Annotated in this window: 29 protein-coding genes; 27 read left to right on the forward strand and 2 right to left on the reverse strand. The window is 46.6% G+C overall.

Annotation, left to right across the window (positions count from 1 at the left end; genetic code table 11):
• Positions 1-335: helix-turn-helix transcriptional regulator (locus tag KJS52_RS27235; RefSeq protein WP_246562986.1), on the forward strand; the 335-nt coding region annotated here is incomplete at its 5' end.
• A gap of 39 nt (positions 336-374) precedes the next feature.
• A complete protein-coding gene (locus KJS52_RS00010) occupies positions 375-776 on the forward strand; it encodes a helix-turn-helix domain-containing protein (protein WP_213512471.1) in 402 nt (133 codons plus the stop codon).
• Here the strand turns inward: KJS52_RS00010 and KJS52_RS00015 are convergent.
• A complete protein-coding gene (locus KJS52_RS00015; protein WP_213512473.1) occupies positions 773-979 on the reverse strand; it encodes a hypothetical protein in 207 nt (68 codons plus the stop codon). The genes KJS52_RS00010 and KJS52_RS00015 overlap by 4 nt on opposite strands.
• Positions 980-1,038: 59 nt before the next feature.
• On the opposite strand from KJS52_RS00015, the gene KJS52_RS00020 reads away from it, so the two are divergent.
• The 10 genes from KJS52_RS00020 to KJS52_RS00065 all read left to right on the forward strand — a co-directional run bounded on the left by KJS52_RS00020 (position 1,039) and on the right by KJS52_RS00065 (position 7,208).
• Complete coding sequence (locus tag KJS52_RS00020) at positions 1,039-1,374, forward strand: helix-turn-helix domain-containing protein (RefSeq protein WP_246562988.1); 336 nt, start codon at positions 1,039-1,041, stop codon at positions 1,372-1,374.
• A 13-nt stretch (positions 1,375-1,387) separates the two neighbouring features.
• A complete protein-coding gene (locus tag KJS52_RS00025; RefSeq protein ID WP_213512475.1) occupies positions 1,388-1,651 on the forward strand; it encodes a DUF7667 family protein in 264 nt (87 codons plus the stop codon).
• A gap of 26 nt (positions 1,652-1,677) precedes the next feature.
• Positions 1,678-2,073, forward strand: a complete 396-nt coding sequence (locus KJS52_RS00030) for a beta-sandwich lipoprotein (RefSeq protein ID WP_246562991.1) — start codon at positions 1,678-1,680, stop codon at positions 2,071-2,073.
• Between the two features lie 19 nt (positions 2,074-2,092).
• A complete protein-coding gene (locus KJS52_RS00035) occupies positions 2,093-2,248 on the forward strand; it encodes a hypothetical protein (protein WP_213512477.1) in 156 nt (51 codons plus the stop codon).
• Between the two features lie 70 nt (positions 2,249-2,318).
• A complete protein-coding gene (locus KJS52_RS00040; protein WP_213512486.1) occupies positions 2,319-2,573 on the forward strand; it encodes an AbrB/MazE/SpoVT family DNA-binding domain-containing protein in 255 nt (84 codons plus the stop codon).
• A 5-nt stretch (positions 2,574-2,578) separates the two neighbouring features.
• Positions 2,579-2,743, forward strand: coding sequence for a hypothetical protein (locus KJS52_RS00045; RefSeq protein ID WP_213512488.1), 165 nt, complete (start codon positions 2,579-2,581; stop codon positions 2,741-2,743).
• Positions 2,721-3,170 carry a hypothetical protein gene (locus tag KJS52_RS00050; protein WP_213512490.1) on the forward strand — a complete coding sequence of 150 codons (450 nt, stop codon included), beginning with the start codon at positions 2,721-2,723 and terminating at the stop codon, positions 3,168-3,170. The genes KJS52_RS00045 and KJS52_RS00050 overlap by 23 nt, the downstream gene beginning before the upstream one ends.
• Positions 3,167-4,360 carry a DUF2800 domain-containing protein gene (locus tag KJS52_RS00055; protein ID WP_213512492.1) on the forward strand — a complete coding sequence of 398 codons (1,194 nt, stop codon included), beginning with the start codon at positions 3,167-3,169 and terminating at the stop codon, positions 4,358-4,360. Before KJS52_RS00050 ends, KJS52_RS00055 begins: the two co-directional genes overlap by 4 nt.
• A gap of 30 nt (positions 4,361-4,390) precedes the next feature.
• A complete protein-coding gene (locus KJS52_RS00060) occupies positions 4,391-5,185 on the forward strand; it encodes a DUF2815 family protein (RefSeq protein WP_213512494.1) in 795 nt (264 codons plus the stop codon).
• A 61-nt stretch (positions 5,186-5,246) separates the two neighbouring features.
• Positions 5,247-7,208, forward strand: coding sequence for a DNA polymerase (locus KJS52_RS00065; protein ID WP_213512495.1), 1,962 nt, complete (start codon positions 5,247-5,249; stop codon positions 7,206-7,208).
• Here KJS52_RS00065 and KJS52_RS00070 read toward each other — a convergent pair.
• Positions 7,180-8,025, reverse strand: coding sequence for a hypothetical protein (locus tag KJS52_RS00070; RefSeq protein WP_213512497.1), 846 nt, complete (start codon positions 8,023-8,025; stop codon positions 7,180-7,182). The genes KJS52_RS00065 and KJS52_RS00070 overlap by 29 nt on opposite strands.
• Before the next feature lie 195 nt (positions 8,026-8,220).
• Here KJS52_RS00070 and KJS52_RS27240 point away from each other — a divergent pair, with 195 nt between their 5' ends.
• The 15 genes from KJS52_RS27240 to KJS52_RS00145 all read left to right on the forward strand — a co-directional run bounded on the left by KJS52_RS27240 (position 8,221) and on the right by KJS52_RS00145 (position 22,817).
• A complete protein-coding gene (locus KJS52_RS27240) occupies positions 8,221-9,141 on the forward strand; it encodes a DUF3310 domain-containing protein (protein WP_246562993.1) in 921 nt (306 codons plus the stop codon).
• A 64-nt stretch (positions 9,142-9,205) separates the two neighbouring features.
• Positions 9,206-9,517, forward strand: a complete 312-nt coding sequence (locus KJS52_RS00080) for a DNA-entry nuclease (RefSeq protein WP_246562995.1) — start codon at positions 9,206-9,208, stop codon at positions 9,515-9,517.
• 285 nt (positions 9,518-9,802) lie between these two features.
• Positions 9,803-12,235, forward strand: a complete 2,433-nt coding sequence (locus KJS52_RS00085) for a virulence-associated E family protein (protein WP_213512499.1) — start codon at positions 9,803-9,805, stop codon at positions 12,233-12,235.
• A gap of 307 nt (positions 12,236-12,542) precedes the next feature.
• Entirely contained in the window at positions 12,543-12,854 is a 312-nt protein-coding gene (locus KJS52_RS00090) for a PDDEXK family nuclease (RefSeq protein WP_213512501.1), read from the forward strand.
• The gene (locus KJS52_RS00095) at positions 12,836-14,230 is read left to right on the forward strand and encodes an SNF2-related protein (RefSeq protein WP_246562997.1); all 1,395 of its coding nucleotides are present in this window, start codon (positions 12,836-12,838) and stop codon (positions 14,228-14,230) included. Before KJS52_RS00090 ends, KJS52_RS00095 begins: the two co-directional genes overlap by 19 nt.
• Before the next feature lie 56 nt (positions 14,231-14,286).
• The gene (locus KJS52_RS00100) at positions 14,287-14,520 is read left to right on the forward strand and encodes a hypothetical protein (protein ID WP_213512508.1); all 234 of its coding nucleotides are present in this window, start codon (positions 14,287-14,289) and stop codon (positions 14,518-14,520) included.
• Positions 14,513-14,785 (forward strand): Lar family restriction alleviation protein, encoded by a 273-nt coding sequence (locus KJS52_RS00105; protein WP_213512510.1) that lies wholly within the window; start codon positions 14,513-14,515, stop codon positions 14,783-14,785. Before KJS52_RS00100 ends, KJS52_RS00105 begins: the two co-directional genes overlap by 8 nt.
• Positions 14,782-15,390 carry an ECF-type sigma factor gene (locus tag KJS52_RS00110; RefSeq protein WP_213512512.1) on the forward strand — a complete coding sequence of 203 codons (609 nt, stop codon included), beginning with the start codon at positions 14,782-14,784 and terminating at the stop codon, positions 15,388-15,390. The genes KJS52_RS00105 and KJS52_RS00110 overlap by 4 nt, the downstream gene beginning before the upstream one ends.
• A 209-nt stretch (positions 15,391-15,599) precedes the next feature.
• Positions 15,600-16,475 carry a TIR domain-containing protein gene (locus KJS52_RS00115; RefSeq protein WP_213512514.1) on the forward strand — a complete coding sequence of 292 codons (876 nt, stop codon included), beginning with the start codon at positions 15,600-15,602 and terminating at the stop codon, positions 16,473-16,475.
• Positions 16,476-16,847: 372 nt separating this feature from the next.
• Positions 16,848-17,396 carry a terminase small subunit gene (locus tag KJS52_RS00120; RefSeq protein WP_213512516.1) on the forward strand — a complete coding sequence of 183 codons (549 nt, stop codon included), beginning with the start codon at positions 16,848-16,850 and terminating at the stop codon, positions 17,394-17,396.
• Positions 17,389-18,723 carry a terminase large subunit domain-containing protein gene (locus tag KJS52_RS00125; RefSeq protein WP_213512518.1) on the forward strand — a complete coding sequence of 445 codons (1,335 nt, stop codon included), beginning with the start codon at positions 17,389-17,391 and terminating at the stop codon, positions 18,721-18,723. Before KJS52_RS00120 ends, KJS52_RS00125 begins: the two co-directional genes overlap by 8 nt.
• Before the next feature lie 20 nt (positions 18,724-18,743).
• Positions 18,744-20,210 (forward strand): capsid protein, encoded by a 1,467-nt coding sequence (locus tag KJS52_RS00130; RefSeq protein WP_246562999.1) that lies wholly within the window; start codon positions 18,744-18,746, stop codon positions 20,208-20,210.
• A 1-nt stretch (position 20,211) separates the two neighbouring features.
• The gene (locus KJS52_RS00135; protein WP_213512522.1) at positions 20,212-21,888 is read left to right on the forward strand and encodes a phage minor capsid protein; all 1,677 of its coding nucleotides are present in this window, start codon (positions 20,212-20,214) and stop codon (positions 21,886-21,888) included.
• The gene (locus KJS52_RS00140; protein WP_213512524.1) at positions 21,888-22,088 is read left to right on the forward strand and encodes a hypothetical protein; all 201 of its coding nucleotides are present in this window, start codon (positions 21,888-21,890) and stop codon (positions 22,086-22,088) included. The genes KJS52_RS00135 and KJS52_RS00140 overlap by 1 nt, the downstream gene beginning before the upstream one ends.
• Before the next feature lie 141 nt (positions 22,089-22,229).
• Positions 22,230-22,817, forward strand: coding sequence for a phage scaffolding protein (locus KJS52_RS00145; RefSeq protein ID WP_213512526.1), 588 nt, complete (start codon positions 22,230-22,232; stop codon positions 22,815-22,817).
• Position 22,818: the final 1 nt, after the last annotated feature.

Genomic DNA, 22,818 nt, shown 5'->3' on the forward strand with positions numbered 1-22,818 from the left:
TCCCCGTGCTCTGTAGTATATCTGCTTATCCGAGTACATTATATCATCAAACGGTAGGGTTGATGGTGCAACTTTCATTGTATTTTTGTGCCTTGAGCACAGCGAAAGGAATGAGACTTAACATGAAAACAAATATGCAAAAGCTCCGCGGTAAAATTGTTGAAGCTGGCATTACTCAGGAAGCCGTTGCTGATTTGATTGGGGTAGATCGAAGTACATTCTATCGCAAAGTAAAATCAGAAGGCATTTCCTTCACAATTGGAGAAGTCCATAAAATTGCTAATGCTATTCAACTAACCCAACAAGAAGCAGTCGAAATTTTTTTGGGCAATTAGTCGCATAAATGCGACAATCAGAATGCGAGGTGAGAAGAGATGGATTTAGTTAATCGAATCAAAAAGCTATGCGAACAAAATGGGACATCAATCCCTAAATTAGGGGATGAATTGGGCTTAGGGAAAACTATTTATCGCTGGAATGTAAATTATCCATCTATTGATAAAGTCGTAGCTGTGGCTGATTTTCTTGGGGTACCGATTCAACAATTGTTGGGCAGAGACAATTTTTTTGAAAAAGAAACCGCCGTGGTTGCGGCGGCAGAACCGACTATAGAACAACTTGAAATTGCCGAGCTTGCAAAACCACTGGCCCGTTATTTGGAGGAAAACATGATTATCGGAGAAGTTATTGTGTCAATGAATACAGTAGCGCTCCGCTGGGAGGGTTTCACGGCAAGGTATGGTAGTGACTTTGAAACGATCGAGCCGCCACGCTAGCCGCTTTTTCGCGGCGGGTAGATTTTGCAAAGTGCCATGTAGTTGCGTCCAAAGTCAGAACCGTTAAACAAATTCTCGTATGCTTCGTACGGTACGTTATAATGGATCGCTACTGGGCGGTTATCTAAAAACCAGACTTCGAGAACACCGTTTTCCCATCCGAAGGCCTTTATCCAGCCAGATAAAACGCCTTTCATTTTCAATATAAACGCCTCCTCCCTTTGGAGATATGTGAATCTAGACAATTCCATTTTAACAGAGGATGGAAAATTTTAATAGAGAGCGAGGTGAAGCACAAATGAATCTCTCCATTGAAGCTGTGATCAGAGCTGCCATTGCCGAAGAAGTCGCGGCAGTTGAGCAGCGTATCCTAGCAAAGCTATCCGGTCAAACGGATGAAACACTAGACGTCACACAAGCAGCGCTGCATCTTGGCATTTCTGAAAAGTTAGTCTATCGACTTTGTCAGCAGAAACAAATACCGCATGAGCGTTACGGCGTGCAGGGTTCTCGTCGACCCATCATCAAATTTAGGCTGAATGAATTGGAAGCATGGAGAGCCGAACAGCGGGCAGCCAACTATGTGAAAACAAAGTAAGGAGTGAAGCGTCATGAGCACTGTTGTAGGTATTCATCCTTTGCAACGTGATCTAGCCCGAATATGGGAAATGAACACGGATGTGAAAGGGAACACAGTAATCGACGCAGCTTTTATGCAGCAGATCATTCCGCTAATTAAACGCAATTACGAGCTGGTTCGCCAACTCGACGAATTAAAGCAGTTATCTTTTCTAGCCTATGTAATGGAAGATTACGGGTGGTTGCAAGATATCGTCCAGCGAATTGAAGAATTGGAGCAAGAGTTGGAGATTTGAATTGAAATATCGAAGGAGTGTATATCGTGAAAAAAATTTCACTATTAACCATTTTACTAAGCTTGGTAATAATGCTAGCTGCTTGTACAGATGCTGACGTTGCATCTAGCAACCTATCAAAAGCCGCGGACAACTTTGAGATTGATCGCCGTATCGTTTTTTACAACGGAATCACTGATAGCTATATGTTAACCATCGAGGGGCGTTGCTCTTTAGGTAACCAAGATGATCGATCTGTGCAGCTAACAGTGACTTGCAAAACAGGTGAGGACCAATACAAAAAGCACTTTTTAGGGCTATCTGATAATGTAACGTACTTTGCTGAGCAGCTGGAGCCTGCAAGCGTGAGCGCATATCATTACCGTGTAACGTTTAAGCCGCAAACCATTGTACCAGACATCGATCTGAGAGTAAGTGACTAAATGAAGGAGGTGAGAGCTAATGCGACAGGCTTTGCTAGATCGTAAGTATGACTTGCTACGCAAACGCTGGCAACTACTTAATCGCCGTACCAGCGCGGATCCGGAAGTCATCCATGCAGCAGTGTGGTGGATTGAATGCGAAGTGGCAGACATTAATAAGACCCTTGAAGGGTAGGAGCTTCAAAGGTCTAAACACAAAAATCTATTTGATGCCAGTATAGCACTGGCGAGAGGAGAAATGCAAGATGCTTAAAGCTACTGGTATTGTTCGTCGTATGGACGATTTAGGGCGTGTTGTGATCCCTAAAGAAATTCGTCGCACGTTAGGCATTAAAGAAGGGGATCCAGTCGAGTTTTATGTCAATGGCGATCAAGTCATTGTTAAAAAGTATACGCCTGGTTGTGTGCTTTGTGATAGCCTTGATCAGCTACAAGATTTTAACGGTAAGCGGATCTGCCTAGAGTGTCGCATCAAGATTGGGCGCATGTTAGGACGGTGAGGCCAGTGAGCAAAGTATTTCAATTAGTTGCCGAGCACAGCTGCTATGTATGCGGCTGTGAGGTAGATAAAGCCTTTCTGCGCGAGTGGAATGGCGAAGAGGTATGCAAGTTTTGTATCAATGAACTTAACGAGGAGGCAGAGCAACATGTCAGTACAAATCATCATTAACGGCGAGAACGCCCAGGAATCATTATTGGAATTATCCGCATTAGCAGCAGGCTTAGGGCAAGCATCATCTGCAGGCCAGTCTGCAGCAGTTCAAGCATTTACACAAGTTCCAGCACAGCAGCCATCATACTACGATCAGCCAGTCTATACCCAGCCACCGGTAGCACAGCAGCAAGAGCCTGTCCAATCAGTGCCGGTACAGCCGCAAACACAGCCAGCGCCACAGCAGCAAGTGCCGGTATCATCCGCGCCGACTTACACAATCGATCAGTTAGGTGTGGCAGCAGGCCCGCTTGTTGATGCTGGTCGAGGACCTGAGCTTACGGCATGGCTTAATCAGCGAGGTGCGACAACTCTTATGCAACTGGATAAGTCGCTCTATGGGGAGTTTGCGTTGTTCCTTCGTAGCTTGGGGGCAAAGATATGAGTCAAGTTGCGCATGCCGATCGTGACCATGCGCTGCTGTCTGCAAGTGGGGCCCATCGCTGGCTCCACTGCACACCAAGCGCTAGGCTGGAGGCCTCGCTCCCAGACACAACGAGCGAAGCTGCTAAGAAAGGTACATTAGCTCACGAAATCGCGGAGCTTAAACTGCGAAAGCATTTTGTAGAGCCAATGGGTCCTCAGAAGTTTGCTGCTGCCATGCGGAAGTTTAAGAAGCACGAGCTGTATGAGCCTGAAATGGATACCCATACCGACATGTATCTGGAAAATATACAGCGGATCGTTCACAGCTTCAGCTCACAACCTTATATCACCATAGAGCGCAAGGTGGACCTAACAACATATGTGCCTGAGTCGTTCGGTACGAGTGACTGCATCATTATTGGTGGTAAGCAACTTCACGTTATCGACTATAAAAATGGGCAGGGCGTACCCGTTCCCGCTGAACAGAACCCTCAAATGATGCTATACGCTCTTGGAGCACTACGTCATTACAGTTTGCTGTATGAGATCGAGACGGTACACCTGTCAATCGTACAGCCTAAAGTGTGGGATGAGCCGAGCGAATGGAGTTTGCCTGTTAACGATCTGTTAGCTTGGGGCGAATCCATTAAGCCGATCGCACAGGCTGCATATAAAGGTGAGGGCGAGTATGTAATTGGTGAGCACTGCGGATTCTGCAGAGCTCGTAATACTTGCCGTGCGAGAGTTGAACAGCTCTTGTCCGTAGAGGAGATAGCCCCGCTTAAGCCGCCGCTTATCGGCTGGGATGAAGTAGGGGAGGTGTTGCAAAGAGCTGATGGGATTGTTAAATGGTACAACAGTTTGAAGGAAGCAGCCCTTGCTCATACTCTTGCTGGCGGCGAGGTCGAAGGCTGGAAAGCGGTTGAAGGTAGAGGATTAAGACAGTTTGCTGATCTTGATGCAGCCTTTGCCCATTTGAAGGCTAACGGCGTTGATGAGGCTTTGTTGTATGAACGCAAGCCTATTACAGCCGCTGCAACTGAAAAGCTTTTTGAAAATAAGAAGCAGTATAAGGAACTGCTCGAAGATACTGGCCATGTAATCAAGTTACCGGGAGCGCCTACGCTTGTGCCTGTTGGTGACAAGCGGCCGCCGATCACGAATAGAGTTTCGCCGGAAGATGCTTTTAGTCAACCGGCTAATTCATAAATATCAAAGTCAAAAAGGAGAAATGCGAAAATGTCAAATCTTGAAGCGACTAACGTGACAACAGGTGAAGTGAGACTAAGTTATGTTCATTTGTTCCAACCTTATTCAAATCAACCTGGCAAAGAAGCGAAATACAGTACTACTATCTTAATCCCAAAATCCGATTCGGCGACAATGGGGCGTATTCAAGCAGCTATCCAAGCGGCTACGACCAAAGGAGTTCAAACTGCATGGAAAGGTGCTAGACCTCCTCAACTAAAAACACCAGTTTGGGATGGGGATGGAGTTCGTCAAAACGGCGAGCCTTTTGGTGAAGAAGCAAAAGGTCATTGGGTGATAACGGCTAGTAGTAAGCAGCAGCAATCGATTGTCGATGTAAATCTGAATCCTATTCTTGAGCAAACGAAAGTGTATAGCGGTGTATACGCAAGGGTGAATGTTAATTTCTTTCCGTTCGATTCTAACGGTAATCGCGGCATAGGTGCAGGGCTTGGTCCTGTACAAATCATCCGAGACGGTGAGCCTCTAGGTGGACGTATTAGCGCAGAGCAAGCATTTGGCGGTGCTCCAACTGGTGTAGGGTATCAGCAGCCATTTACAGGATGGGATGCTCCTCAACAGCCTTATGGTCAACCTCCAGTAGTGCCGCAGTATGGCCAGCAGCCAGCAGCTCCACAGTATGGGCAACAACCGCCTGTGCAACAGGGCTACGGATACGGTCAACCGGCATATCAACAGCAGCCAGCTCAGCCGATGCAGCAAGCATCACAGCAAATAGATCCAATCACAGGCAAGCCGGTTAACGGCGGCGTTTGGGGCATCTAAGGCAAAACAGCAAGGGGTTCTTCTATTAGAGCCCCTTTCTCTATCACTGAAGGGAGACAGTATGAGACAGCTCAATATTGACATCGAGACGTATAGCGGCGTTGACATTAAGAAAGCAGGAACTTACAAGTATGCGCAATCGCCTGATTTCCAAATACTCTTATTTGCCTATAGCTTCGATGGTGAGCCCGTGCGAATTGTTGACCTGGCGCAAGGTGAGTACTTGCCTACTGAGGTCGTTCAAGCACTCGCAGATCCGTATGTAATCAAACATGCATACAACGCCGCTTTTGAGTGGTACTGCTTGAATCGATTCTTTTATTCACCAATTGAGCAATGGCGCTGCACACAGGTACACGGCTTGTATTGCGGCTACACAGCAGGTCTAGGCGCGGTGGGTGAAGCATTAGGCATCCCGCAGGATAAGCGCAAGCTTGGTACAGGCATGTCGCTGATCCGCACGTTCTGTGTGCCTTGTAAGCCTACCAAGTCCAACGTCATGCGCACCAGGACGCTGCCGCATCATGAGCCTGAGAAATGGCGGCTTTTCAAAGAGTATTGTGTCGGTGATGTTGTAGCTGAAATGGAAATCCAGCATAGGTTGTCTGTTTTTCCAGTGCCGGAACAAGAGTGGCAATTGTGGCACCTTGACCAGCGCATCAATGCTCGCGGGTTATATTGCGATCTGCAGATGGTTGAGGGGGCGCTTGCGGTTGACGATCAAGTAACCGGCGAGCTTCGAGCTGAAGCTGTAGCGTTAACCGGCTTAGATAATCCTAAGAGCGTACAGCAACTAAGTAAGTGGCTAGAAGAGGAAATCGGCGAAGAGGTTGAAAATCTGCAAAAAGGTACGGTCAGTAAGTTAATTGGTAAGCTGGATGAAGGCAAAGCAAAACGTGTACTTGAGATCCGGCAGGAACTCAGCAAAACGAGCGTTAAGAAGTATCAGGCGATGCAAACGGCTATCTGCGAGGATGGACGAGTGCGAGGACTCTTGCAATTCTATGGAGCTAACCGTACTGGCCGCTGGGCAGGTAGGCTTGTTCAAATTCAGAATCTACCTCGCAATTACCTATCAACGCTAGAGTTCGCAAGGCAGCTCGTAGTTGGCAAAAAGGTAGAAATGCTGAAGCTGATGTACGGCAATGTGCCGGATACATTAAGTCAGCTTATTCGTACAGCCTTCACCGTGCCAAATAAACGGCTGTTGCATGTAGCCGACTTTAGCGCAATTGAAGCAAGGGTAATTGCCTGGCTGGCCGGTGAGCAGTGGCGGCTTGAAGTGTTCGCAACGCACGGCAAAATCTATGAAGCTTCTGCTTCTCAAATGTTTGGAGTGCCCCTTGATCAGATCGGGAAGGGTAGCGACTTGCGTCAAAAGGGTAAAGTCGCGGAGCTCGCGCTAGGCTATCAAGGTGGTAAAGGTGCGCTGATCAGTATGGGCGCGCTTGAACAAGGACTTACAGAGGATGAGCTGCCTGAGATTGTCACGCGCTGGCGCAACGCCAATCGGCGTATCGTTGATCTATGGTACAGCTTGGAGAATGCAGCTATCGAGGTTATGGAGACAGGGCATCCGGTTGGCGTTAAGGGGCTGCTGATGCAGCGTGAAAGCCATTACGCTACTCAACAAGACTTCTTCACCATTACCCTACCAAGTGGGCGCAAGCTGTACTATGCGAAGCCGTTTTTAAGGGAAAACGACTTCGGTAAGCAAGCGCTCCACTATTGGGGCATGGACCAAACGAGCAAAAAGTGGACCGAGCTTAATACCTATGGCGGCAAGCTAGTGGAGAACGTGGTGCAAGCGATCGCGAGAGATTGCCTTGCGGTTACACTCATGCGAATGGATCAAGCAGGCTATGAGATCGTGCTGCATGTCCACGATGAGGTTGGCATCGAAGGTGATAATCACGATGAGCTTGACCACATTCTGCAGCTGATGAGTGAGCCGATTCCCTGGGCGCAGGGGTTGCCACTTAAAGGTGATGGCTTTACAACAAACTTTTATCAGAAGGATTAGGATTTTTGTAATTAAATAAAAGCTTTTTAGCTATTGATCTTATTAATGAAGGAGGAACAGTTTTAAATTCTTCTCGCATAATAGCTGTCAAAATATCAGTTTCTCTATCGATGTCATCAAAATCAATTGATTCTATGTTCAGCTTAATTAATTCTTGAGTTCGTCGGGTTATATCGCGATCTAATGCATCCCAAGTAGTCTCATTTAGCTCGGCAGGTCGAGTAACTTTAGAAGTAATACGACGCATATCAGTTTGCAGATCACTGAGAATCTCTAAAATCTTACCTTGCTCTGAAACTTCGGTAGATTCGATTTTTACAGCGGTGAATGGTCCATAACTCTTCAAAAACGGCGAATGATCTGGATCTTTCTGAGAATCTCGGTATGTGGCAATGACCTTGTGAGCTAAATTTTGCTTGAACTCAACGACTTTGTTGAATCTTAAATCTCTAGGATAGCTTAAATGTTCTATTACTCCAGCATCGAATGTGAAATTAGTTTTGTCGTCTATGATGATTACAGTCGGCTTATCGAAAGCAAGACGCATACCTAATTCAAACATTACATTTGGGTTTCTACAACTTACATCGCAAACAACGATGTCTGAAGTATAAAGCCCTTGAACGATTCGCTTATGGATCAAACCTACACTTTCACCTTCACTTACTATTTTGGTTTCAAATTCATAAGTTTCGTTTTCATCTAAAGCATCGATGAGAATCTTTTTTACTTCAAGCCAGTGATCAGCACCTAATCCATCAATAGCTGCGATTGGCATAACTAATCCAACCTTTAATTTTTGTTTATCTTTACTCATAATGTCCCTCATTTCTTTAGTGGAATAGGAACATTATACCAATATATTATTCTGTTTCCCATATTTTTTGTTTGATAGGAGGTTAATTAAATGGTTAAAGCATATCGTACAGCTGTACCTCGTCCAGATCGAGAACGCGAGAAGGCGAGCACTGGCAGCGGTCCAGTGAAAACGTACAAGATGAGCCCCGAAGAAATGGAAGATCACTTTGCACGGACTGGCGCTGCTAAGGCAACGGTTCTTGAAGGCTCGAAGCATGCTTCTATCGTCGAGCCTAAAGCAGCTGATCAGGCTAAGGATAAACGAAGAACAGCTAAAGAGATCGATAAGCACGAGGTTATTGGTCTTATTGCCCAAGGTTTAAGTTATCACAAGGTAGAGGAGCAAGTTGGCATACCAAAAGGTACGCTACGTTATCGCCTAAAGAAATGGGGATTGGTCGGTTTGGATCAGATTAAAGCAAAGGAGCTACTTGGTTCTGCAGCACAGCCTGAGGATATGGCAGTGCAAAATGCTAGTTTGAAAGACTATGAACAGAAGCTAGCCGAATGGGACTCGCTCAACCAGGAATTGCAGCAGCTAAGGATTGAGCATACGAGTCTGAAAAAGGACTATGAAGAGCTATCCAAGTTGCACGAGGATTCCGCAAATAGGGCTAAAATTCTACTCGATCGGTGCTTAGAACTGGAAGAAGGTTTGAAGAAGTGGAACGATAACGACAATGAAACTCAGGAGCTGCTACTAGAAATCATGGCTGAGCGTGATCAATTGAGTAAGCATGCTGCTGAGGTGCAAGTACAGTTTGCTGAAATGTTAGAGGATCGCAACAACTGGAAGCAGACAGCGCTGGAAGCTAAGCAGGCTATCGCTGAGCTTGAAGCTCTTCGCGGTCTTGGGGTAACTAATAAAACCGCTGACAACGTAAATAGCCCTGCTCACTATACGCAAGGTGGTATCGAGACGATTGATTATATCCGTGCAAAGCTGACACCAGAGGAGTTCATTGGCTATTGCAAAGGGAATATTCTGAAATATGTATCGCGTGCATCGCACAAGGGTGGGCTTGAGGACTTACGTAAAGCAGGGAAGTATATTGAGTTTGCTGTTAAGAGTTAAAATGTTTGTTCTTTTTATATATTAACTCTTAATTTTGAGCAATTAACCGAGGTGATATGTTGTGTTGAGGCTTCAATTTCAACCTGAACGTAAGCCTATTCCTGAGCAGGATCTGATTGACGGTATACAGTACGACAAACAAGGACGAATGGTTGCGCATCCTGACTTCCACCCTAATCACGGTAAGCCTTTTAGTGTTGATGATCTCGAATATTTATGCATGTTTTATGAAACAGATAACGTACGCTCTTTATCTTACGCATTAGGAAAAAGTGAACATGTTATTGCAGTTAAGTATTCGAGATTAAAACAAGAGGGATTAGTTGAATTTTATAGAGACAGGTATAGAAGGAGATACAACGAAGAAGGGGGATAAATATTTTTTTAATGTTAGAACAGTTTAATTTAACGCAAATTTATATTTTATTATTATCGCTTAACTAAGATTCAGAAATACTGAACCTTAGCCAGCGCTATGCGCACTGTCGTGATTTCAACTTAGCCTTAAATAAAAAATTCGATAGTCAAAACTTTCTTTAGGAAATCAATCGACAGCCTAATCTTTTTTCTCATAGCGCATTTCCTCCTTTCGGAAGTAATGCCTAACGTTTTTTCATTATACCTTATCTGTATTTATTTGTAAATAAAGGAGAGCCGCAGCATGCAGCTAGTTTTGCATTATGATAGACAACTGATTATATCTGCCGCTGGTAATCGTAAGGCAACGCACTGGCCAGCGCAAACCTTAATGTGGTCGGAGCTAGTGGAGCGCTTGCGCACGGCGGTACGTGGCACAGAAACGCTAGCGGAATACCTCTCGATGCCAAAGAGCCAGCAGGATGACCTGAAGGACGTCGGCGGCTTCGTTGCCGGCGCTTTGGCTCATGGTCGCCGCAAGGCGTCAGCGGTTACAGGGCGCGATGTCATTACGCTTGACCTTGACGCGATCCCGGCGGGTGGTACGAACGACGTGCTGCGCCGCGTTGAGGCATTAGGCTGCAGCTATGCGGTTTATAGCACGCGTAAGCATGAAGAGGCTCGTCCGCGGCTCCGAGCTCTCTTCCCTCTTAACCGTACCGTTACTGCAGATGAATATGAGCCGCTTGCCCGTAAGATCGCTGCAATTATTGGCATTGAGCTTTGTGATCCGACAACCTTCCAAGCAACGAGGCTAATGTACTGGCCGAGCTGCAGCAATGACAGTCAGTATGTCTTTACCTATGGTGATAAGCCGTTTTTGGACGCTGATGGCGTGCTGGCCATGTATGCCGATTGGCGCGATTGGTCGGAGTGGCCACAGGTGCCGGGAGCTGCGCAGCAGCATGTCCGCTTAGCAGCCAAGCAAGGCGATCCGACAACTAAGCCTGGTGTAGTCGGTGCCTTCTGCCGACTCTATGACATCCAGCAAGCGATCGACACCTTTTTACCCGGTTTGTACACACCAACAGAGGACGGCAGCCGCTTAACCTATGTTGGTGGCTCAACAACAGGCGGTGCGGTTGTCTATGACGATGGGCAATTCTTGTATTCGCATCACGCAACGGATCCTTGCAGCGGCAAGCTGGTTAATGCTTTTGACCTTGTACGCCTGCATAAGTTTGGCGATCAGGACGACGAGGCAGCGCCTGGTACACCGACCAATCGTTTACCGAGCTTTACGGCGATGGTTGCTTTTGCAATGGAGCAAGAGCCTGTCGCAGGTTTGATGATGCAGGAGCGCTATGAAAAGGCAATAGAAAGCTTCAATGATTCTGTTCCTTCTATTAAAGAAGTAGATTCAGGTACTGCTGATATGTCTTGGATTAAGAAGCTGGATATTAACAGCAACGGTGCTCCAACCAAGACAAGCAAAAATGTAAGAGTAGTGCTCGATCATGACCCGGCGTTAAAGGGGCGTATCCTTATGGACACGTTTGCCGATCAGCTCATGGGGATTGCACCGCTGCCCTGGGCTCCTCGAAATGTGGAGCAGGGCCCGTTTCAATGGCGCGATGATGACGATAGTGGATTACGGGATTACATTCAAGGCGTGCTAGGTTTCCGCACGGAGGGGATTATACAAGACGCTTTGGTGCTTTGCGCACGGAGTAATCAGGTTAATCCAGTGACTGACTACCTCAGCAAGCTCACATGGGATGGCCAGCCACGGCTTGACCGGTTGTTTATCGATTACCTTGGTGCAGCGGATACACCTTATGTGCGTGCTGTTACGCGTAAGTCATTCACGGCAGCTGTGGCCAGGGCCATGCAGCCAGGGCTCAAATATGACACGATGCCGGTACTGACTGGCGCCCAGGGGCTAGGCAAAACGACCTTGCTGCAGAAAATGGGGCTACACTGGTTTAATAACAGCATTGAAACATTCGAGGGCAAAGAGGCTGCGGAGCTGCTGCAGAATGCCTGGGTCGTCGAAATTGGCGAGATGGGCGCGTATAGCCGGTCTGATGTCAAAATGATAAAGGGCTTCTTGTCTCGTACTGAGGATCAATATCGAGCGGCATATGCTCGTAAGACAGAGAAGCATCCGCGGCGCTGTGTGTTCTTCGGTACCTCAAACGATGACCATTATTTGAAGGACCCTACAGGCGGGCGGCGCTTCTGGCCGATAGACTGCGGAGTCCAGGAGCGTACTAAAAGTGTTTTTCAGGATCTGGATGCCGAGATTGATCAATTATGGGCAGAAGCCGTTATGCGCTGGAAGATGGGTGAACCACTGATTTTGTCAAATGAGCTTGAGCAAGTGGCGAAGCAGCAGCAGGAGCTCCATGCTGAAACGGATCCTTGGGAAGGCATTGTATCTGAGTTCGTTGAACGCAAAGTGCCGCCTGACTGGTTGCAACGATCGTTATCGGATCGCAAGCTGTTCTGGAGCGGTGAGTTCGGCAAGTACGAAGGAGAGCTTGTGGATCGGGACCGCATATGCGCACAGGAGATATGGCTGGAAGCCCTTGGCGGCGAGTCGAAGGCATTGCGGCGTTCGGAAGCGATAAGGATAAACGCTATCTTGGATAAGTTGGAGGGCTGGCAAAAATACAACAACGTTTACCGTTTTGGCGTTCACGGTAAGATCAAAGGCGGGTATATCCGCAATTAAAGTGTCAACCTTGTGTGTCAACTTTGATTGAAAAACGGCTGATTTGTCAACCTTGTAAAATTTGGATACGTCAACCTTGTCAACTTTGAAAAACGAGAAGGTTGACACACAAAGTTGACGCGAAAACGCAGTAATATCAACGGTAACAGTTAAATGTAAACTATGTCAACCTTGATTACTATAGAAAGAAAAAATAGAAAGAATAGAGAAAATGTAATGCGCGCGTAACGCCTAACACGCCTAAAAAACGCATATATACGCGTACGCGTGCGAGAAAGTGTACACGATAGATTGAGAGGGTTGGAACATGAGAGAACGGGACATCGAGCAGTATCTCGTAAAGCAAACAAAAGCTGCAGGCGGTAAGGCATATAAGTGGACCAGTCCGGGCAATGCAGGTGTACCTGACCGTATCGTGATGCTTCCAGGTGGCAGGGTTGCTTTTATTGAGCTGAAAGCACCCGGCGGTAAGCCAACAGCTTTGCAGCTTAACCAACAACGGATGATTGCCAGTATGGGACTACCCGTACAGATCATCGACAGCAAAGAAGCAGTTGACCAGATTATAAGCCGCATGCAGGCTCAAGGAGGTTTGCCACCGTGGGAGCTGCAGCAATAGTCGATAAGCCAAAAGCCAAGTTTATACCGCATGACTATCAACGGTATTGCATTAACCGGCTTCTGGCGGATGAGGCCCTTGGCCTGCTTCTGGACTTGGGTCTTGGGAAAACCGTTATCACCTTAACGGCAATCAATGACTTGAAATATAACCGCTTTGCCATCCGTAAGGCTTTGGTGATTGCGCCGAAGAAGGTTGCAGAGGCGACTTGGTCGAATGAACAGAGCAAATGGCAGCATCTGCATCATTTGCGGATTCAGCCAGTACTTGGGGATAAGAATAAGCGGATACGAGCGCTGAACACGCCAGCCGACATTTACGTGATCAACCGGGATAACGTGGTATGGCTGACAGAATACTACCGGAACGCATGGCCGTTTGATCTAGTCGTGATTGATGAGTTAAGCAGTTTTAAGAATCACGCAGCGAAGCGCACAAAAGCACTTAGCTGGATCAGACCGCATATCAAGCGCATCGTTGGTCTAACCGGCACACCTGCCCCAAACGGTTTACTAGACTTATGGGCGCAGATTTATTTGCTTGACCAAGGAGAGCGACTCGAGAAGAACATTACGCAATACCGGAGTCGATACTTTGACAAGAACTACAACGGCTTTGGCTATACAGCGAAGCCTGGAGCCGATGAATTAATTCAGCAGCGAATAGCGGATATTTGCATCAGCATGAAGGCAGAGGACTACTTGGAGCTACCGGATGCCATTACGAACGTGATACCTGTCGTTTTGGATCCACAAGCAAAGAAACAGTATGAGAAATTCGAGAAAGAAATGCTGCTTCAGCTTGAAGGTACGGAGATTACGGCAACGAGTGCAGCAGTTCTTACAGGCAAGCTGCTTCAGCTTTGCAATGGCGCTTTGTACGACGAGGACCGCAACGTCCATGAGATTCATGACAACAAGATCGAGGCATTTACGGAGCTGATTGAGCAGTTGAACGGCAAGCCGGCTTTGGTGTTTTACAGCTACCAGCATGATAAGACGCGGATTATGAAGGCCCTGAGCAAGACCAGCCTGAGGGTGCGAGAACTAAAGACGCCGCAAGATTTCGCGGATTGGAATGCTGGGCTAATAGATGTGGGGTTAGCGCACCCAGCCAGCACGGCCTACGGGCTTAATTTACAAGACGGAGGTAATCACGTGGTTTGGTTTGGATTGAACTGGAGCTTGGAGCTGTACCAGCAAGCTAACGGGCGCCTGCATCGACAAGGGCAGACGCAAAAGGTCATCTTGCACCATTTGGTCGTACAGGGTGGAGCTGACGAGGATGTTATGGCTGCGCTTGAAGGTAAAGCAGCCACACAAGATAAATTGCTAGAGGCCTTAAAGGCCCGCATAGAAAGGGTGAAGGGAGCATGAGCAAAGATTTTGAATACGAACGAGAGCTACGGCGCTTCTTCCAGCGCGTTAAGTCTATGAGCTTGAAAAGTTTCCAGGAAGCAATGAACGTGCTGCATACGAGAGCTTACGCTGCAGCTGAACGGCATTATCAAGAAGCTATGTTTATTTGCCTAACACCCAAGCAGCGAGAGGCAGTCGAGGTTAAGGTGATTGAGATCCGCGAGCTATGGGACGGTATGGCCACAGTGACTACTGACAAAACATTAGGCGAGATGTTTAAGCCTAAGGAGGATGAACTAGATGAGTGAACAAACACTTAAGCCTTGCCCATTTTGCGGCGGCGGAGCGAAATTAACGGTCAGCGACCGAGAAGGGAATAGTCGAATGGCTGACTATGAGAACGATCCGTATTCGGGGTTGTCGTTCAAAATTAGCCACGTGCACGAACAAAACAAAGGCTGCCCAATCGCAAACTATGAATGTGACGATGCTTCAATGGGCGTTTACTTGTACGGCAGCCGCGAAGAAGCTATTGAAGCGTGGAATACAAGGCATGTAGGTGAAACCGAATGACAGAACAGGAAGCCATTGAGCAATTAACGAACTACAAGCGGCTGCAAGCGCGCATGCACCTGTTATCCAACTATTCCGTTGGTGCTGGCATTACGGTAAGTCGGCTTAATGAGGATGACCAGCTGCAGGAACTGCACCGCAAGCTGCGCAGGCTGCCAAGCTATATGTATTTGTCTAAGCGGGAGCAGAAGCTGGAAACAGTAGCGCATACGTATTTGCAAGGAAAGTACCCTTCCGGCATCCAAAGCCAGCAGCGAGCTGTCAAGGTTGTCGGATATGATGAGGAAGATACGAAACTGCTGCAGGAGCTGAGGCAGAAATTAGCTAAAGTTATGGCGGCCAGAGGCTATGATGAGAGAGCTGATCTGGATGCAGTTTTGGAGCGAGTGGCGGAGTATCAAGATATACAAGCTGAGCTTAAGCAGATAGATGACGTACTTACTGCGATCAAAAAGTATAAGCCAGACTATGAAAGATTGTTGCGGATCAGGTACATTGAAGGGCTAACCGCGCAAGAAACAGCATCAAAAATGAGGATAGCAGAACGTACTCTTAGGTCATGGAGAACCAAGGCAATCAGCGAATATATTAGACTTGCCGTATAAATGCCGCTTTCATGCCGCAAGTATGCCGACACAGCCATGTCAAGCCATGATATTATGATAGTGTCGAAGTAAATGTAATAATTCATAACCTTTTCATATTGCCGCTTCTTCGGAGGCGGTATTTTTATTGTCAAAGAAGGAAACACCTTCCTTTTTGTCGAATTCTCTCTTGTAAAATTAACATTCTACAGAAAGAGGGAAAACGGAAAATGGCTAGAGGAAAAGATCAAACAAAAGTACCACAAAGAAAAAGAGTTTCGCTTGTAGTACCAAGAGAATCAGCCAAACAGAAAATTGAAAGTCAAATTGAAAGTGGACTAGTAATAAGAGACTTACCAAAAAGCAATAGAAATGAACTGAAGCAAGCGGAGAATGAAAAAAACAGTTGGGAATCCTATACCAAAGAACTCCTATTACGGTTGTTTGATGATGATCAGTACTCTGAAGAATTTGCTATGGTTGGCTTTCATGTTATGTATTCACCAGGAGAGTCGAGTTTATTGGATGATATTAATGACTTCTATGATGAAATGGATGGTTGTCTTAATTACTTGAGAAACCTTGATAATAAACTTGAATTAATACCTGAAATCAATCAATCTAAAATACCAAATATTACAAATATTGCTCGTACGACTGATTTCAATAAAGTGTTTATAATTCACGGACACGACAATGAAGCCAAAGTTTCTGCGGCTAGATTTATTGAAAAATTAGGTTTGACAGCCGTTATTTTTCACGAGCAAGAAAGTCGAGGTAATACGATCATTGAAAAGCTTGAAAGGCTATCGGACGTAGGTTATGCTATTGTTCTGCTAACACCTGATGATTTTGGGTATTCAAAAAACTCAACACCGGAAAGTGCAACTAGTCGTGCTAGACAGAATGTTGTTTTTGAATGGGGATATTTTATTGCCAAATTAGGACGAAACAAAGTTTCGGCTTTGTTGAAAGGCGATATTGAAATACCCTCTGATCTACAAGGGGTTTTGTGGGAGCGAATAGACGAAAACGGTGCGTGGGAATATAAAGTTGCTAAGGAATTAAGAGCTGCCGGTTACGAAGTGGATATGAATAAATTATAACTCTCCAAGTCAATCAATTGAGTGGCTTTTTTGCTAGGTTAAGCATTAACTATTATGGTTTTAAGTACAGGAAAACGCATCCCATAGTCGGAGTATGACTTGAGGAGGGAAGTGTAATGGAACAGGAGTTCGAGGAAGGGTTCTATAGCTTTGTAAGAAAGGAAGCAAAGGAATATGTTTGCGTTAATTGCGGAACGTATTCTCTTAACCCTATCAAGCATAAATACATCAGTTTAACAGAGGCAAAGGTAACTCTCAAATGCAAACAATGTGAGACTGAGAGAGAAGCAATAATGCAAATGTTTGATTAGCACCTTAACGGGTGCTTTTTTCTTTTACATACAAACACGTCTCGGAGGTGGTGATCATGCAGTGAAACTGACAGCGAAGCAGAAACTATTCGTCAAAGAATATCTGATTGATCTAAACGCGACACAAGCAGCGATTAGAGCAGGTTATAGCTCAAAGACAGCCAATGAGCAAGGGGCCAGGCTGTTAGCAAATGTTAGTATCCAAGCTGCTATTCAGGCAGCTATGAGCAAGCGTGAGCAGCGTACAGAAATTACAGCCGATCGAGTACTTCGGGAATTGGCAGCAGTAGGTTTTGCGCAAGCTGTTGACGTGGTACGGGTAGTTAGTCGAGAGACAAACAACGGGCACGTATATCAAACTGTCGAAATCATTGAAACGGATCAGCTGCCCGCAGATACTAAGATAGCCATTGCTGCAATCAAAGAGGGAAAGCATGGAATTGAAGTCAAGATGCACGATAAGTTAAAGGCACTGGAAATGCTAGGTCGCCATCTTGGTCTGTTTGATGATTCAGCCAATAAAGATAAGCCGGATCCGCAAGCACAAATTACTGCACTGGCTGATCTGATCAATAACCCGGCTCCTGAAAGGGTGTTGAGTGATGACTGAGTCAGGACTCATTCCATATGCACCATTAACGATTAAGCAAACTGAATATATACGTCGCACCAAAGACGCATGGCTTAACGTAGCAGAAGGCGGCAAGCGAGCTGGGAAGAATATCATCAACCTAATTGCCTATGCGATGGTGCTAGAAACTCATCCCGACAGGCTGCATTTGGTATTCGGCGTGACGCTTGCAGCTGCAAAGATGAACGTCATTGACAGCAACGGCTTCGGTTTGCAGCATATATTTGCTGGTAGATGCCGAGAGGGAGAATACAAGAATCTGAATGCCCTTTATATTCAAACAAAAGTCGGCGAGAAGATCATCATCATGGCCGGTGGCGGCAAGAAAAATGATGCGGCCAGAATCAAGGGTAACTCCTATGGTACGGTATACGGCACAGAGGCAAATGAGTGTCACCAGACATTTGTGCAAGAGGTATTCGACCGAACGCTAGCCAGTTCGAAGCGGCAGCTATTCTTTGACTTGAACCCGAAAGCGCCGGCACATTGGTTTTATCGGGACATATTGGACTATCAGGACGAGTTGCTGAAGCGCGGAGAGAATCCGGGTTACAATTACGGGCATTTCACAGTCATGGGCAATCTCAGCATACCGGACAAGCGTTTGAAGGAACTGCTCAAGACGTATGACAAGACAAGCTTATGGTATCAAGCTGACATATTAGGCAAGCGTACCGCAGCGACAGGGCGCATCTATACAGGCTATAAGGCAGCAGAGGTATTGGTTAATCGTGATTACATCAAGGACAAGCGCTTCATTGCTTTTTCGATCGGTATCGATATAGGCGGCACAGCAGCCACGGTTGCTACGCTGACAGGCATGACGCCGCAATACAAAGAGGTCATCTTGATTGATGGCTATTACCACAAGCAGGGCAAGGAAACGGGCTATACACATGATCGATATGCGCAGGAGATCGGTGCCAAAATAGTAGAGTGGGGAAAGATGTTCCCTGCTTTTTTTGCGTCCGCTTATATTTTCGCAGAGTCAGCAGACAAGCTATTCCGTCAGGCGCTGGCTAATGAGCTAAAGCGTAGGGGCATTCACATACAGGTAGCTCCTGCATACAAGAAAGAGGGTATCATCGACCGCATACGCCTGACTAACATCCTAATCAACCAAGGGCGATATAAAGTTGCTCAGCATCTTAAGCAATGGATTGAAGCGCTGGAGAATGCCACATGGGATGAAGAGGAGCGGCAAAAGGGCGAGTGGGTGCGAACAGATGACGACAGCTATCCAGTAGACTGCTTGGACAGCAGCGAGTACGCAGTACAGCCGTTCAAAGGCAGATTGGAGGTATAGAAATGGGGTGGTTTAAAAATATGATTATGAAGCTATTACGCATACAACCCGCTCAAGAAGTCAAGCAGATCGTCATACGAGAGCCACTGAGCTATCAGACAAATGTGTTGCGTAACCGCTTATGGTATCGCGGTGATCCGAGCGAGCTGGAGCAATTTGCAATACAAGCTGCGATGGATCCCGTTAGCAAAGCGCGCTTCTGGGCAGCTACTGCTAGTGAAGGGCTGCGCATTCGTAAGATTCACAGTGGGCTGCCGGCTATGATCGCTGGAACGTTAGCCGATATTGTCATAACGGACTTTGACGGCATCGAAACAACAGCTGCTGATTGGGAAGATATCGCAAAGGATAACAACTTCGATAAGCTCTTAGCTGAATCCATTACAGAGACCTTAGTTGCAGGCGATGGAGCATTTAAGGTCAGCTATGATCCTGATGTGAGCGATTATCCGATATTAGAGTTTTACAGTGGGGAACAAGTTGATTACGTACGTAAGCGTGGGCGACTGCAGGAAGTAATGTTCTATACGGACTATTACCACAACGACAACGACTATCGCCTAGAGGAGTCGTTTGGTCGCGGCTATGTACGATCTAGGCTGCTCAACAAGTACGGTAAGGAAGTGCCGCTGAATAGCATTCCTGAAACAGAGAAGCTGCAGCCAGAAGTTATCTATGATGGGGATTGGATCATGGCCGTACCGATGCAGTTCTTCAAGTCTCCAAAATGGCCGAGTAGAGGTAAGTCGATATTTGATTCTAAAAATGACGAATTTGACGCATTGGATGAGATTATTAGCCAGTGGGTGGACGCTATTCGTAGTGGCAGGGTGCAGAAGTATATCCCTGAGGACTTGATTCCGAAAAATCCGCATACTGGAGAGTTTCAGCAGCCTAATCCGTTCGACAATGGTTTTTTACGTAAAGGAAATAATTTCAAAGAGGACGCAGAAAATAAAATCGAGGTTGTGCAGCCTGAAATACACTATCAAGCGTTTGTTGAGAGCTATGCATCGGCATTGGATATGTGTTTGCAGGGTATTGTGTCACCGAGCACATTAGGCATCGATCTTAAAAAGCGTGATAACGCCGAGGCACAGCGCGAAAAGGAGAAAGCTACGCTCTATACTCGTAGCAAGTTGATAGAAGCGCTCAACAGTGTACTTCCGCAGCTCGTAGATGTAACGCTAAAGGTATACGACGCGATGCAAAGCCGTGCTGCAGGAGTATACGAGGCTACTGCAAAGTTCGGAGAGTATGCTAGTCCATCATTTGATGAAGTGATTGAGTCGGTCGGTAAAGCCCGAGCATATAACATCATGTCAATTGAGGAGAGCGTGAATCAACTTTACGGCGACAGTTGGACCGATGACGAAAAGGCTGCCGAAGTGAAGCGTTTGAAAGAGGAACAAGGCTTGCTCGTGGAGGAGCCAGAAGTGCGAAGGCGAGACGATCCACCTGAAATAGATCCACCAGGCGGTGAGTAACATGCCAGATCCATATGACGTGCGAGAGGTATTTGAGCGCATGACGCTGGACTTGATCGGCAGCCTAAAGCGTAACTTGAAACGGCATCAAACAGATGAGATAGGCGAGGGCTTCCGATGGGAGCAATGGCAGGCAGGCAAGCTGCGCGCTCTAGCAAACTACCAAAAGACCAATCGCCGCCTTATCCGTGCTGCTGTCAACGAGGCAGAGGAGTTAACGGGCGCGATTGTAAAGCAGAGCTACGATCAAGGCAGCCGCCAAGAGGAATCCCGATGGAATCGAATAATCAATTTCTTCCTAAAGCCATTCGGTTTGCGTCGAGAGACGTTTACAGGCTTGCTCTCTATTCCTGAGAATATTAAGCCCTTATTACCAGCTGTCATACGAAACTATTTGGATATGCCGCCGCCTACGCAAGAAGATAGCTTTTTCGCGCTGAACACTCGAAAGCTTGATGCGCTGCAAGAAGGTATTATGCGGGACTTGCAAGCTACTGAGGGCGCGATCTACCGCAAGATGGATGATGTGTATCGGCAGGTTGTCTATCGTACAAGCCATTATGTAACTGCTGGAGCTGTGACGATCAATCAAGCTATGGATATGGCAACAAAAGAGTTTTTAAGTCGCGGTATTGACTGCATAACGTATAGGGATGGCCGTAAGGTAAACATAGCTGCATATGCTGAAATGGCGCTACGCACAGTAAGCCAGCGAGCAACGTTTTTGGGCGAGGGTAGCAAACGTGATGAATGGGGCGTATACACGGTAGTCATGAGCGCGCACGGGAATTGTAGCCCGATGTGTTTGCCGTTTCAGGGAAGAGTATTTATCGATGATGTGTACACATCAATTGACAAGACAAAGGCAGCACAGCTCTCTAATCAAACAGGCTACATGCGTTTGTCCTATGCCATGTCTAGGGGTGCCTTTCATCCGAACTGCCGACATACTTTAGCTACGTTCTTCCCCGGTGTCAGCAGGCTGCCTGATGTGCCTGTGGAGGATGAAGTGGCGCTTACTAGATATGATGCAGAGCAACAGCAGCGATACATGGAGCGCCAGATCAGGAAGTATAAACGATTAGAAGCAGGCAGCATGGACGATGCTAATCAAGCCAAATACGCAGCAAAGGTAAAGGAATGGCAAGAACGTATCAGAGCCCATCTTGCCGACAACGATTATTTGCGCAGGGATAGGAAAAGAGAAAAGGTTGACGCTCAATTAGGATCAGCTGAACGAAATAAGCTGTTGAAAACCGCTGCTGATCGTGAGAAGATAAAGGAAATACAGAAACTTATCCGATCTACCGAGCAACCGAAAGGCATCCTACGTGGTCAGCAAAATAAGCACATACCAGGTACGCATGAATATAACCAGTATGTGGAGAAGCTTAAAATCAAAGGGCAGTATGGTCCTTCACGGCTAACCATTAGTCAAGAGGAAGTTACGGAATTAGTTAAGCAATATGCTGGAACGGGCAGCGTCAAACTCAACAAAAAGGGTGAGTGGGATCGTAAGGAGACGATTCTGGTCAATGATCGTATTATTGGCAAGGCAGTAAATAACTTAACTGGCACCGAGGCGGATACGAGTGTGTTTATCATCCACTATGCTAAGGATGGGGTTCACATCGTACCCGGTTATCCAAGTTTGAAGAAAGGGAGGGGGAATACTTGATGGATTATCATGATTTGATCGGCGAGCGTGTCAAGATAGTGGATAAAGACGGTGATATTTTTATTGGTTCGATTATCTCCTATGAGGTGGGGATTATGGAAGACTTAGATTATGATTCCATTGGTGTTCAGATCGGCGAGGATCATTACATCGGCATTCCAATCCCGGATATAGTCAGTTGCGAGATATTGGAAGTTTGAAGCACTCACGCATTTAGCGAGGGTGCTTTTTTCATGGGCTCCGGTTGAGACTGCCGGGGCCTATTGCTCGTTGGCCGGAGCATAGCGGCCTACTCTAACTGGCACTGACCAGTATAAAAAAGTATGGAGGATGATGAATAGATGGAATGGTTGAAAGCACTACTCAAAGCGCAAGGATTGACGGATGAGCAGATCGAGAAGATTGCCGGCGAAGCAAGCAAGGAGTTGCCGAAGCACTTTATGCCGAAGGACAAGTACAACGAAGAGGCAGAAGCGCGAAAGAAAGCTGAGAAGGATGTTGCTGAGCGCGACAAGCAGATCGAGGAGCTAGGTAAGACAGCAGGCTTGTCGGAGGATCTGAAAAAACAGATTGAAACGCTGACAGCTGAGAATAAGGCTGCTGCTGAGAAACATGCTGCTGAACTGAAGGAGTTGCAGCTATCCAATGCGATCAAAGCAGCTTTAACAGGCAAGGTCCATGATGAAGGATTAGCTGCAGGCTTGGTTGATAAGACGAAGCTGGTCATTGATGGTGAAAAGATCGTCGGCCTGGACGAGCAAATTAAAGCCCTTCAAGAGACTAAGGGATTCTTATTCAAGGACGATACACAACAACAGCAACAGAAGCCAGGCTTCCATGTAGGGGGCGGTGGCGGCAACCCGACACCAGCAGCTGCAGGGGCATCGCTAAAAGATGCGATTGCGGCTCATTTCCAAGCACAAAAATAAT

This window comes from Paenibacillus montaniterrae, assembly GCF_018403185.1.
Lineage (GTDB): Bacteria > Bacillota > Bacilli > Paenibacillales > Paenibacillaceae > Pristimantibacillus > Pristimantibacillus montaniterrae.